Source organism: Stenotrophomonas maltophilia group sp. Smal32, assembly GCF_030237085.1.
Taxonomy (GTDB): domain Bacteria; phylum Pseudomonadota; class Gammaproteobacteria; order Xanthomonadales; family Xanthomonadaceae; genus Stenotrophomonas; species Stenotrophomonas maltophilia_Q.
Genome location: NZ_JASJSI010000120.1, coordinates 1 through 12328 on the forward strand (window position 1 = coordinate 1; position 12328 = coordinate 12328).

The following is a 12328-nucleotide window of genomic DNA, read 5'->3' on the forward strand; positions in this document are numbered from 1 at the left end:
CGGGCTCGGCGTCGGTGCCCGGCGGGCGCGGCTGGGCGCGGCTCTACCGGGGGAGGTGGTCAGCCCGCTGCAGGCGCCGGCAGCGGATCCACGTGCCCGCACTGGCTGCAGGTACGCAGCTCCAGGCTGTCGTGGTAACGCGCGAACACCTTCGGCAGGTCGGTTTCGATGTTCTGCAGCGTGAAGAACTCTTCGTGCAGCTTGTGGTTGCAGCGCTCGCAGTGCCAGATCACGCCGTCCATCTCATGCGGCAGGCGCTTGCGTTCGACCACCAGGCCGACCCCGCCGGGCGGGCGCCGCGGCGAGTGCGGCACCCTGGCCGGCAGCAGGAAGATCTCGCCGGCGCGGATCGGGATGTCGCGCACCGCGCCGTCTTCCTGCACCTTCAGGACCATCTCGCCTTCGAGCTGGTAGAACCACTCCGGGCCTTCGTCGTAGTGGTAGTCGGTGCGCGAGTTCGGCCCGCCCACCACCATCACGATGAAGTCGCCGTTGTCGATCATCTTGTTGCCCACCGGCGGCTTCAGCAGGTGGCGATGTTCTTCGATCCAGGCGTGCAGGTTGATCGGCGAGGCGAGCATGGTCGTGGTCCGTAGTGAGGTCAGTCGCGCCGGCCCTGGCGCGGAACATAGGACAGCGCCTTTTCATAGGCCGGCTTCAGCTCTTCCGGCGCACCGACGTCGATGCCCATTTCGCTGACGCGGCCGTTCTTCAGGCTGTAGACCCAGCCGTGCACCATCAGCTTCTGGCCGCGCGCCCAGGCGTCCTCGACGATGGTCGAACGGCACAGGTTGGCGACCTGCTCGATCACGTTCAGTTCGCACAGGCGCGCGTGCTTCAGCTCGTCATCCTCGATCGCATCGAGGATGCCCTGGTGCTTCTGCACGACATCGCCGACATGGCGCAGCCAGTTGTCGGCCAGGCCGACGCGGGTGTTGTGCAGGCACGCATGCACGCCGCCGCATCCGTAGTGGCCGACGATCAGGATGTGCTTCACCTTCAGCTGGTCCACTGCGTACTGCACCACGCTCAGGCAGTTCAGGTCGCTGTGTGCCACCACGTTGGCGACGTTGCGATGCACGAAGACTTCGCCCGGGGCCATGCCGATGATCTGGTTGGCAGGCACGCGCGAGTCTGAGCAGCCGATCCATAGGTACTCCGGATGCTGCTGCTTGGACAGCTGCTGGAAGAAGTCAGGGTCTTCCTTGGCGATGCGATCGGCCCAGTCGCGGTTGTTCTGCAGCAGGCGGTGGATGTCTTTCATGTGCGGTATCCCTGGCGTCGGGTGGGGGCAAGGCGCGGCCGTTCTGATCGCGCTTTCGCGGGAATCTGAGGTGATCAGCCGTCGGTAGCGGCCTGTTCACGGTGCCAGCGCATCCACTGCGCCAGCTCATGGGAAGAAGGGGTGCCCAGTGCGTCCAGCGCGGTGATCACCGCCTGCTGGTTGGCGTCGGGATGGTTCTGGCTGAGTTTCAGCTTCAGCTGCACCTGTTCAACCTGGAAGCGGAAGCCGACGATGGCGCGGAGCTCCGGGCCATGCTCGGCGCGCGTGGCATCGAACTGCCACGCCTGCCCGACACTGGCTTCGAAACGGTCGCTGATCGCGCCGACCAGTCCGGCCAGCGCATCGGTGTCGTCGAAGGTCTGCAGCTGGCCACGCAGCTCGGCGGCGGCGTAGTTCCAGGTCGGCACCCGCGCGGCAGGCTCCTTGTCCGGATACCAGCTGGCCGAGACGTAGCCATGCGGGCCGTCGACCAGCACCTTGGCCGCACCGTTGTGGCGCGACTGCGGGTTGGCGCGGGCCCAGTGGCCGCGCAGCTCGATCTGCTGTCCGTCACGCTGGTACAGCACCGGCATCCGGGTCAGTTCCGGCAGGCCGTCGCTGCCGGTCGTGAGCACGGTGACGAACGGGTCACGCGCCAGCAGGCGGTCCAGCCAGAGCAGGTCGGTCTCGGCGAAGGCGCGCGGGGTGAACATGCTGAGGTCAGGCGCGCCCGCCCAGCGACTGGATCATGCGGCCACGCAGGCCCTCGTCGCTGTCGGCCTGCGGCGGCTGCACTTCGTGCAGGCTGAACCCTCGCACTAGCGCATCTTCCTCGTCCAGGCCGTCGTACTCGACGAATTCGGCGTCGAACAGCTGCGAACGCGCGGTGTCCTCGCTGTCATAGCTCAGCGTGTTGCCATCGCTGTCGAGCACTTCGGCGGTGCCGGCAGGGCGAACGCGCAGGCGCGCCCAGATCAAGGTGTTGCCGAGGCTGGCCAGCCACCAGCTGTCGCGCGAGGCGGTGATGTCATTCATGAGCGTATTACCAGAGCGAGGCCAGCCAGAGCAGGGCAGCCATGCCCAGTCCGGCCAGCAGGGTCAGCAGCGATACCCAGGCCGGTGTCGCCAGCCCGGACAAGGAGCGGTCCGGTTGCTGCCGATAGTCGCGTCGCAGCAGCCAGGCCAGGGCATCGGGCTTGAGGAAGGCGCCGCTGCCGAAGCGCGCGGCGAGCGCCGGATGGCGGTCGCGCACGTGCACCAGGGTCAGCGGCCAGAAGATCACGAAGGCACTGAACCCGGCCACTGCGACGCCGACGAAACAGAGGGCGAAGAACAGGGTCATGGGGGAAGTATCTCCGTGGTCGTATGGGACTTAGAAGTCCGCGCTGCCCGGGGCGCGCGGGTAGGGGATCGCATCGCGGATGTTGGACAGCCCGCAGACGTACACCACCAGGCGCTCGAAGCCCAGGCCGAAGCCTGCGTGCGGCACCGAACCATAGCGGCGGAAATCGCGGTACCAGCTGTAGTGCTCGCGATCCAGGCCGAACTGGGCCATGCGCGCGTCCAGCACGTCCAGGCGCTCTTCGCGCTGGCTGCCGCCGATGATCTCGCCGATGCCCGGGGCCAGCACGTCCATCGCGGCAACGGTCTTGCCGTCGTCGTTCAGGCGCATGTAGAAGGCCTTGATGTGCTCCGGATAGTTGGTCACCACCACCGGGCGGCCGACGTGCTCCTCGGTCAGCCAGCGCTCGTGCTCGGTCTGCAGGTCCAGGCCCCATTCGACCGGGAAGTCGAACTTCTTGCCGGACTTCTGCAGCAGGCTGACCGCATCGGTGTAGTCGATGCGCTCGAACGGGGCATTGATGAAGTCTTCCAGCTTGGTGATCGCGTTCTTGTCCACGCGCTCGGCAATGAAGGCCAGGTCGTCGCCACGCTCGTTCAGCACCGCGCGGAACAGGTACTTCAGGAACTCCTCGGCCAGGCGCGCGTCTTCGGCCAGGTCGGCGAAGGCGATTTCCGGTTCGATCATCCAGAATTCCGCCAGGTGGCGGGTGGTGTGGCTGTTCTCGGCGCGGAAGGTCGGGCCGAAAGTGTAGACCTTGCTCAGCGCCAGGCAGTAGGCCTCGACGTTCAGCTGGCCGGACACGGTCAGGAAGGTTTCCTTGCCGAAGAAGTCGCGGCTGAAATCGATCGCGCCCTTCTCATCGCGCGGCAGGTTCACCATGTCCAGGGTGGACACGCGGAACATCTGGCCGGCGCCTTCGGCGTCGGAGGTGGTGATGATCGGGGTGCTGATCCAGTTGAAGCCGTTCTCGTGGAAGAAGCGGTGCACGGCCTGGGCCAGGCAGTTGCGGATGCGGGTGACCGCGCCGAACAGGTTGGTGCGCGGACGCAGGTGCGCCACTTCGCGCAGGAACTCCGGCGACATCGGCTTGGGCTGGATCGGGTAGGTGAGCGGGTCTTCGACCCAGCCGACCACCTCCAGCGCGCTGGCCTGGATCTCGAACGACTGGCCCTTGCCCTGCGACTTCACCAGCGTGCCGGTGGCGATGACCGAGCAGCCGCTGGTCAGGCGCTTGATCTCGTCGAAGTTGGCCAGGGTGTCATTGGCCACGACCTGGATCGGGGCGAAGCAGGAGCCGTCGCTCACATTCACGAAGGCCAGATTCGCTGAACCGCGCACCGTGCGCACCCATCCGCGTACCGTGACTTCGCCGCCTTCCGGGATCTTCCCGGCAAGCGCATGTTCAACGCTGACCACCGTCATGACTTGAATCCTCTGCTGATCGACTCGATCTGTGAACACGGGAGTTTACCGGTTGCAGTGTTCCGCTTGCGAGGCATTTTTCATGGCAACGGCTCCTTATAATGTCCCCGTACCTCTGGAGTAGCCTCATGGCTGTCAGCCTGACCCCCATTGCCTTCGAGCGCGTGCAGCGCTTCGTCGCCCAGACCCCCGGCGCGCTGGGCCTGCGTTTCGGCGTGACCAAGACCGGCTGTTCCGGCTGGGGCCACGTGACCGACCTGGCCCGCGATGAGCGCGAGGGCGATACCGTGTTCGAGCAGGACGGCGTGAAGATCTATGTCGACGCCAAGAGCCTGGCGCTGGTGGACGGCACCGTGATCGACTTCGGCAAGCATGGCCTGAGCGAGACGTTCACGTTCAGCAACCCCAATGCCACCGCCGAGTGTGGCTGCGGCGAGAGCTTCACCACCGACGCCGACAAGGCCTGAGGGCCGGCCGCCGGGCATGGCCCTGCGCTGGCAAGGCGTGCTCTGGTAGATGCCAGCCTTGGTCGGCACGCTGGGCTCGGCAGGGATCCCACGGATGGAACGACCGGCTTTTACCTATCACCCCAACGCCTACGACCTCTCCTTCGAAGAGGTCGAGGGAGTCTGCGACTGCTGCGGGCAACCGCGCACACTGCGCTACCGCGGGCCGTTCTACACCTGCCTGCGCCCGGATTACCTGTGCCCGTGGTGTATTGCCGATGGCAGGGCGGCGGCCAGTTTCGAGGGTGAATTCACCGGCTGGAGCGATATTGAAGGGGTTTCGCCGGATCCGGCCGACCCGCCGCCGACCATCCCCCGTGAGTTGCTGCTGGAGATCTGCGAGCGCACCCCGGGCTACTCGTCGTGGCAGCAGTCGGTCTGGCTGAGCCACTGTGAGCGGCCCTGCGCCTTCCTCGGTTTTGCCGGCAGCGAAGACCTGCTGCCGCTCCTGGACCAGGTCCGGCCGGACCTGGCGGCGGTCAATCCGCGCGATGCCGACTGGGTGCTGGAACACCTGAGCCGGGACGGGATGATGGTCGGCTGCCTGTTCCAGTGCCTGGAATGCGGCCAGTATCGCCTTCACGTCGATCTGGGATAGCTCCCGGCGGAATCATGGATCGCCCGGGGCCCGGTAGCAGCCAACCTTGGTTGGCACGGGGTACTCCCCCCGGTTCAGGTTTCCCCGTGGCCCGCTGGTTGCCCGGCCACCCCATCTGCGCCATAATGCGCGGCTTCCTGCCTGCCCGGCGGGAATCCTTGCCCCACCGCGGTATCAACGGCGGGGGGCTGTCCGGCCGCAAGGCCACATCCGAAAGGTAGAAAAACATGAGTCGTCATTACGAAATCGTGTTCATGGTCCACCCGGACCAGAGCGAGCAGGTCCCGGCCATGATCGAGCGCTACAAGTCGCTGGTCGAGAACGGCAACGGCACCATCCACCGTCTGGAAGACTGGGGCCGCCGCCAGCTGGCGTACCCGATCCAGAACCTGGTGAAGGCCCACTACGTGCTGATGAACATCGAAGCCGACCAGGCCGTTCTGAACGAGCTGACCGAGAGCTTCCGCTTCAACGACGCCGTGCTGCGCAACCTGGTCATCAAGCGTGACGAGGCTGACACCGAGCAGTCGCTGATCATGAAGAGCAAGGACGAGAAGGGTGACAAGCCGGAGCGCGGTGAGCGCCGTCGTCGTGACGACGAAGAAGGCGAGTCCAACAACACCGCTGACAACGAAGCCGGCGACGACGCCGCTTCCGCCGCCTAAGGAGCCTTCCCATGTCCAAGTTCTTCCGTCGCCGCAAGTTCTGCAAGTTCACTGCTGAAGGTGTGAAGGAGATCGACTACAAGGATCTCAACACCCTGCGCCAGTACCTGACCGAGAACGGCAAGATCGTGCCGAGCCGCGTCACCGGTACCAAGTCGAAGTACCAGCGCCAGCTGGCGACCGCCGTCAAGCGCGCTCGCTTCCTGGCCCTGATCCCGTACACCGACAACCACGACGTCTGATGCCCGGCGGGGCGGCCCGGTGCCGCCCCGCTGTGCCAGCTATTCGGACAGCCTTTGTTGCGGGGCATCGCCTCGCTAACGAATAACTTATCTGGAGCAATACCATGCAGCTGATCCTCCTGCAGAAAGTCACCAACCTCGGCAACCTGGGCGACCTGGTCGACGTGAAGCCGGGCTACGGCCGTAACTTCCTCGTGCCGCAGGGCAAGGCCGTGCCGGCCACCGAGAGCAACAAGGCCGAGTTCGAAGCCAAGCGCGCCGAATACGAAGCCAAGGCCCAGGCCATCCACGCCGAAGCTGACGCCCGCAAGGCCAAGCTGGACGGCGCGAGCGTGACCATCCCGGCCAACGCTTCGACCGAAGGCAAGCTGTACGGCTCGGTCGGCGCCCGTGAAATCGCCGATGCCTTCACCGCCGCCGGCCTGCCGGTCAGCAAGAGCGAAGTCATCCTGGGCGAAGGCGCCTTCCGCAACATCGGCGAATACGACGTGCTGATCCACCTGCACGCCGACGTCGAGACCACCGTCAAGGTCGTCGTTGTCGCCGAAGCCTGATCCCACGCCGCAAGGCCTGGCATCACCGCAGAACGGGCGCCCGCAAGGGTGCCCGTTTTGTTTTATGGCTCCCGCTCCAGGGTGTCGAGGCCGGCCGGGCCGACGGGGCAGGGCCGGACAATGTTCCACGCCCATTCGTAGAACACGGCCACATCGGTATACTCAGGGCGTCACACCCGTTCCACGGTCATCGATCCCAACAGGATCAATGACTTGGAGGGTAAACGCAGGCCGCTTGCCGGCCCCAGTCCGGAACCCCTATGCGTCTTTCCACGATCAAGCTGTCCGGCTTCAAGTCGTTCGTCGATCCGACCACCCTGCACCTGCCGACCAACATGACCGGCGTGGTGGGGCCCAATGGCTGCGGCAAGTCGAACATCATCGACGCCGTGCGCTGGGTGATGGGCGAGAGTTCGGCCAGCCGCCTGCGCGGCGACTCGCTGACCGACGTGATCTTCTCCGGTTCCAACGCCCGCAAGCCGGTCTCGCAGGCCACCGTCGAGCTGATCTTCGACAACTCCGACCACACGATCTCGGGCGAGTACGCCTCGTTCAACGAAATCTCGGTCAAGCGCACGGTCAGCCGCGACGGCACCAGCAATTACTACCTCAACGGCACCAAGTGCCGCCGCCGTGACATCACCGACCTGTTCCTCGGCACCGGCCTGGGGCCGCGCAGTTACTCGATCATCGAGCAGGGCATGATCAGCCAGATCATCGAGGCGCGCCCGGAAGACCTGCGCGTGTACCTGGAAGAGGCGGCCGGCATCTCCAAGTACAAGGAGCGCCGCAAGGAAACCGAGACCCGCATCCGCCACACCCGCGAAAACCTGGACCGCCTGGGTGATCTGCGTGATGAGATCAGCAAGCAGCTCGAGCATCTCAAGCGCCAGGCCAAGCAGGCCGAGCAGTACCAGGCGCTGCAGGAAGAGCGCCGGGTCAAGGATGCCGAGTGGAAGGCACTGGAATTCCGTGGCCTCGACGGGCGGCTGTCGAAGCTGCGCGAAGGCCTGTCGCAGGAAGAAACCAGGCTGCAGCAGCTGATCGCCGACCAGCGTGACGCCGAGGCCCGCATCGAGACCTCGCGCGTGCGCCGCGAAGAGGCGGCCGATGCGCTGAACACCGCGCAGGCCGCGGTCTACCAGGTCGGCAGCACGCTGGCCCGCCTGGAGCAGCAGATCCAGCACCAGCGCGAGTTGTCGCAGCGCCTGCACAAGGCACGCGATGAAACCCAGCAGGCCCTGGCCGAGCTGGGGCAGCACATCAGTGGCGACGAGGCCAAGCTGATGGTGCTGCGTGAGGCGGTCGAGGCCGCCACCCCGCAGCTGGAAGAACTGCAGGAAGAAAACGAGATCAAGCAGGAAAGCCTGCGTGAGGCGGAAGACCGGCTGGCCAGCTGGCAGCAGCGCTGGGAACAGCACAGCTCGCAGAGTTCGGAAGCCTCGCGCGCCGGCGATGTCGAACGCACGCGCGTGGACTACCTGGACAAGCAGATCCTCGATGCCGACCGGCGTCGTGAAGCCCTGGCCGCCGAGCGCGCCGGGCTGGACGTGGACGCGCTGGAAGAAGCCTTCGAGCAGCTGCACCTGCAGCACGACACGCAGAAAACCGCGCTGGATGAGCTGAGCGAAGACGTCGAGCTGCGCAAGCAGGGCGTGACCGCCGTGCAGGAGCAGCAGCGCAAGGGCCAGAGCGAACTGGCGGAACTGCGCAAGCAGGTCAACGGCCTGCGTGGCCGCCTGGCCTCGCTGGAAACCCTGCAACAGGCCGCACTGGGCCAGGAGCAGGGCGCGGCTGTGGCCTGGCTGAAGGCGCGTGGGCTGGATTCGGCGGCGCGTGTCGGCGAACGCCTGAACGTTGATGCCGGCTGGGAAAACGCGGTGGAAAGCGCGCTCGGCCAATTGATCGAAGGCGTGCTGGTGGATGACCCGGCCAGCCTGGTCGACGCGCTGGGCGAACTGGGCGATGGCCACATCGCGCTGGTTGCCAACGCCGGTGCCGACTTCAAGGCTGCACCGACCTCGCTGGCTGCACGCGTGCGTGGTCCAGCAGCGATCCGTCGCCTGCTGGCGCACCTGCACGGTGCCAAGGATCTGGCCGAAGCCAAGGCGCTGCAGGCCAGCCTGCCGGAAGGCGATTCGATCATCACCCAGGGCGGTGAGCGCCTGGGCGAGGGCTGGCTGCGCGTGTCGCGTTCCGGCGCGGCCCAGCAGGGCGCGCTGCTGCGCGAACGCGAGATCAATGAGCTGCGCGAGCAGATCGAGCAGCTTCAGGACCGCGAAGCCGAGCTGGAAGAACAGCTGGCAGGCTTCCGCGAGCAGTTGCAGGCCGCCGAACAGCAGCGCGAAGACGCGCAGCGTGCGCTGTACCAGGCCCATCGTGCGGTATCCGAACTGGCAGGCCAGCTGCAGGGCCAGCAGGGCAAGGTGGAAGCCGCACGCACGCGCATCGATCGCATCGAAGGTGAGCTGAAGCAGTTGCAGGAAACGCTGGAGGCCAACAACGAACAGGCGCGTGAAGCGCGTTCGCGATTGGAGAACGCGGTCAGCAGCATGGGCGACCTGGAATCGACCCGGCAGCGACTCGAGGGCGAGCGCCGCCAGCTGACCGAGGCCCGCGACCTTGCCCGCGACGCCGCACGTGCGGTGCGCGAGCGTTCGCACTCGCTGGCGCTGACCCTGGAATCGCAGCGGGCGCAGCTGGCTTCGTTGAGCCAGGCACTGGAGCGCATGGGCACCCAGCGCGGGCAGCTGGATTCGCGCCTGGGCGAGCTGCATTCGCAGCTGGACGAGGGTGATTCGCCGGTCGAATCTCTGCAGGCCGAGCATCAGAACGCGCTGGAAGAGCGCGTGCGCGCCGATCGCGTGCTGACCGAGGCGCGCACGCTGCTGGACGGCATCGACGCCGAGCTGCGCAATTACGAACAGACCCGCCACCAGCGCGACGAACAGGCATTGGCCCAGCGTGAGCGCATCTCGCAGCGCAAGCTGGATCAGCAAGCGCTGGTGCTCAGCGCGGACACCCTGCAGGGTGCGGTGGAGAAGGCCGGTTTCGTACTGCAGGACGTGCTCAATGCGCTGCCCGAAGATGCTCGCTTGGGCGACTGGGAGCAGGCCGTGCACCAGATCGATGGCCGCATGCGCCGGCTGGAGCCGGTCAATCTGGCGGCCATCCACGAGTACGGTGAGGCGTCGCAGCGCTCGGACTACCTGGATTCGCAGCACACCGACCTGACCACCGCGCTGGAAACCCTGGAAGATGCCATCCGCAAGATCGACCGCGAGACCCGCGGCCGCTTCAAGGACACTTTCGACCGCGTCAACGCCGGCGTGCAGGCGCTGTACCCGCGCCTGTTCGGTGGCGGGCACGCCTACCTGGAGCTGACCGGTGAAGACCTGCTCGACACCGGCGTGACCATCATGGCGCGTCCGCCGGGCAAGCGGGTGTCCAGCATCTCGCTGCTGTCCGGTGGCGAGAAGGCGATGACCGCAGTGGCGCTGGTGTTCGCCATCTTCCAGCTGAACCCGGCACCGTTCTGCCTGCTGGACGAGGTGGACGCACCGCTGGACGAAGCCAACGTCGGCCGCCTGGCCAACATGGTCAAGGAAATGAGCGAGAAGGTGCAGTTCCTGTTCGTCAGCCACAACAAGGCGACGATGGAGGCTGCGCACCAGCTGTCGGGCGTGACCATGCGCGAACCAGGCGTCAGCCGCCTTGTCAGCGTGGACCTGGAAGAAGCCGCACGATTGGCGGGCGCGGCCTGACGTGCCATCCTAATTACCTGAATGAACTAGCCGGAGAACCTATCGAATGTCCGACACGGCACTGTTGCGCATCGGCATCCTGGCCGCCGGCCTGCTGTTGATCGCCGCGATCTTCCTGTTTGGCCGTCCGAAGAAGAAGCCCCAGGGGCGCCGCGTGGAAAGCGCGGAACCGACCAGCGGCGAGCGTCGCGAGCCGGTGCTGGGCGATGATGGCGTCACCGTGGCCGATGGCCGCGTGGAGCCGGGCCTGGGCCCGGAAGGCGAGCAGGCCGAGCTTGGCCTGGCCGACACCGACGCAGGCGCGGCCAGCGACCTTGGCAAGCGCGCCACCCAGGACTTCGACAAGATCGTCTCGCTGTTCGTGGCCGCTCGCGCCGGCGAGCAGCTGCGCGGCGAAGACATCGTGGTGGCGGCGGAGAAGACCGGCTTGGTGTTCGGCCACATGAACGTGTTCCACCGCCTGGTGGAAGGCCACCCGGAGCGCGGCCCGATCTTCTCGATGGCCAGCATCATGAAGCCGGGCAGCTTCGACATGGCCAACATCCGTGCGATGGAAACCCCGGCCATCGCCTTCTTCCTGACCCTGCCGGCGCCGCTGACCGCGCTGGATGCCTGGGAGAAGATGCTGCCGACGGTGCAGCGCATGGCCGAGCTGCTGGACGGCCTGGTGCTGGATGACAGCCGCAACCCCCTGGGCCGCCAGCGCATCGCGCACATCCGTGACGAGCTGCGTGCCTATGATCGCCAGCACCAGGCACCGCCGCTGACCAAGACCCCGCGCTGGTAAGCGCGGTTTGCCATGGTGTGCCGACAACGGTCGGCACCCACCCCCGGTAGATCCACGCCATGCGTGGATGCGGTCTACGCCGGGACGCCGGCCACCTTCGCGAACGCGCGGCGGAACGCGGCCATTTCTTCCTCGGTACCCACCGTTACCCGCACGCGCTGCGGCCAGATCGGCCAGCTGCGTCCGATCACCACGCCGTTGTCCGCCATCGCCTTGGCGAACGCACTGCCGTCGCGCTGCACATCCACCACGAAGCAGTTTGCTTCCGACGGAACGCAGCTGAAACCACGCTTGCCCAACCACGCGATGGTGGCCTGGCGCGCCTTGGCATTCTGCAGGCGCCGCTGCGGGATCAGCTGCGGGTCGCGCAGGCTGGCCAGTGCCGCGGCCAGGGCCGGCACCGGTAGCGGGTTGTCGCCCAGGCGGGCCAGTTCGCGCAGGCGGTCGGGATGTGCAGCCGCCACGCCCAGGCGCAGGCCGGCCATGCCGTACAGCTTGGAGAACGTGCGCAGCACGATCAGGTCATCGCGCTGCGTCACCTGCGCGATCAGGCTCGGCTGCTCGCTGTACTGCAGGTAGGCCTCGTCGACCAGCACGCGGGTGGCGGCAGGCTTGTGGGCCAGCAGCCAGGCAAGCTCATCGGCAGGGCTGACCGAGCCGGTCGGGTTGTTCGGGTTACACACATACAGCAGCCCGGTCGGCCGTGCATGTGCGGCGGCGACCATTGCACGAAGGTCATGTGCGCCGTCGTCGCGCAGCGGCACTTTCTGCACGTCGGCACCGTGTGCGGCGGCGACCTCGCCCAGCGTCTCGAAGGTCGGGTCGGCTACCACCAGGCCCGCCTGCGGGCCCGTCCACACGCTGGCGGCGCGATTCAACGGTTCACTGGAGCCGGGATAGAGGCGCACATGGTCGGCCGGCAGTCCTGCCTGTTCGATGAAGACGTCGCGTACCTGTCCGGCCAGTGCGAAACGGTAGCGGCCGCAACCGGCGATGCTGTCGCGCGCGGCCTGCTGGGCAGCGGGCGAGGGGCCGTGGGGGCATTCGTTGAAATTCAGCAGTACGGCACCTTCGCGAGGTGCGGGCGCAGCGGCCGAGGCCGGTTGGGCCTGGGCAGGGCGGGGAAGGCCGGTGCCGGCCATGGCGAGGCCGGCACCGGCCACCTGCAGGAAGTGACGGCG

The 12328-nt window shown here is 66.7% G+C and carries 14 protein-coding genes; 7 read left to right on the forward strand and 7 right to left on the reverse strand.

Annotated elements, in window-relative coordinates; translation table 11 throughout:
• Positions 1-59 precede the first annotated feature (59 nt).
• The 6 genes from QRO91_RS19465 to asnS all read right to left on the reverse strand — a co-directional run bounded on the left by QRO91_RS19465 (position 60) and on the right by asnS (position 4031).
• Positions 60-581, reverse strand: a complete 522-nt coding sequence (locus QRO91_RS19465) for a 3-hydroxyanthranilate 3,4-dioxygenase (RefSeq protein WP_197651203.1) — start codon at positions 579-581, stop codon at positions 60-62.
• A 20-nt stretch (positions 582-601) separates the two neighbouring features.
• The gene (gene can / locus QRO91_RS19470; RefSeq protein ID WP_049428379.1) at positions 602-1264 is read right to left on the reverse strand and encodes a carbonate dehydratase; all 663 of its coding nucleotides are present in this window, start codon (positions 1262-1264) and stop codon (positions 602-604) included.
• Between the two features lie 74 nt (positions 1265-1338).
• Entirely contained in the window at positions 1339-1977 is a 639-nt protein-coding gene (locus QRO91_RS19475) for an FMN-binding negative transcriptional regulator (protein WP_197651202.1), read from the reverse strand.
• Between the two features lie 7 nt (positions 1978-1984).
• Entirely contained in the window at positions 1985-2299 is a 315-nt protein-coding gene (locus QRO91_RS19480) for a hypothetical protein (protein ID WP_006453002.1), read from the reverse strand.
• Positions 2300-2306: 7 nt separating this feature from the next.
• Complete coding sequence (locus QRO91_RS19485; RefSeq protein WP_005410232.1) at positions 2307-2606, reverse strand: hypothetical protein; 300 nt, start codon at positions 2604-2606, stop codon at positions 2307-2309.
• 30 nt (positions 2607-2636) lie between these two features.
• On the reverse strand, positions 2637-4031 hold the full coding sequence (gene asnS, locus QRO91_RS19490) for an asparagine--tRNA ligase (protein WP_079222389.1): 1395 nt from the start codon (positions 4029-4031) through the stop codon (positions 2637-2639).
• Between the two features lie 128 nt (positions 4032-4159).
• Between asnS and QRO91_RS19495 the strand changes: the two genes are divergently transcribed.
• The 7 genes from QRO91_RS19495 to zipA all read left to right on the forward strand — a co-directional run bounded on the left by QRO91_RS19495 (position 4160) and on the right by zipA (position 11147).
• On the forward strand, positions 4160-4498 hold the full coding sequence (locus tag QRO91_RS19495; protein WP_049428383.1) for an iron-sulfur cluster assembly accessory protein: 339 nt from the start codon (positions 4160-4162) through the stop codon (positions 4496-4498).
• 94 nt (positions 4499-4592) lie between these two features.
• Positions 4593-5135 carry a CbrC family protein gene (locus tag QRO91_RS19500; protein WP_197651201.1) on the forward strand — a complete coding sequence of 181 codons (543 nt, stop codon included), beginning with the start codon at positions 4593-4595 and terminating at the stop codon, positions 5133-5135.
• Between the two features lie 227 nt (positions 5136-5362).
• Positions 5363-5800, forward strand: a complete 438-nt coding sequence (rpsF, locus tag QRO91_RS19505; protein ID WP_005410228.1) for a 30S ribosomal protein S6 — start codon at positions 5363-5365, stop codon at positions 5798-5800.
• An 11-nt stretch (positions 5801-5811) separates the two neighbouring features.
• Positions 5812-6042 (forward strand): 30S ribosomal protein S18, encoded by a 231-nt coding sequence (rpsR, locus tag QRO91_RS19510; protein WP_002804494.1) that lies wholly within the window; start codon positions 5812-5814, stop codon positions 6040-6042.
• Positions 6043-6146: 104 nt separating this feature from the next.
• Positions 6147-6596 (forward strand): 50S ribosomal protein L9, encoded by a 450-nt coding sequence (gene rplI / locus QRO91_RS19515; RefSeq protein ID WP_043398478.1) that lies wholly within the window; start codon positions 6147-6149, stop codon positions 6594-6596.
• A gap of 260 nt (positions 6597-6856) precedes the next feature.
• Complete coding sequence (smc, locus tag QRO91_RS19520) at positions 6857-10360, forward strand: chromosome segregation protein SMC (RefSeq protein WP_049427508.1); 3504 nt, start codon at positions 6857-6859, stop codon at positions 10358-10360.
• A gap of 46 nt (positions 10361-10406) precedes the next feature.
• On the forward strand, positions 10407-11147 hold the full coding sequence (zipA, locus tag QRO91_RS19525; protein ID WP_049427506.1) for a cell division protein ZipA: 741 nt from the start codon (positions 10407-10409) through the stop codon (positions 11145-11147).
• Between the two features lie 74 nt (positions 11148-11221).
• Here the strand turns inward: zipA and QRO91_RS19530 are convergent.
• A partial coding sequence (locus tag QRO91_RS19530; RefSeq protein WP_285310527.1) for a pyridoxal phosphate-dependent aminotransferase occupies positions 11222-12328 on the reverse strand: 1107 nt, incomplete at its 5' end.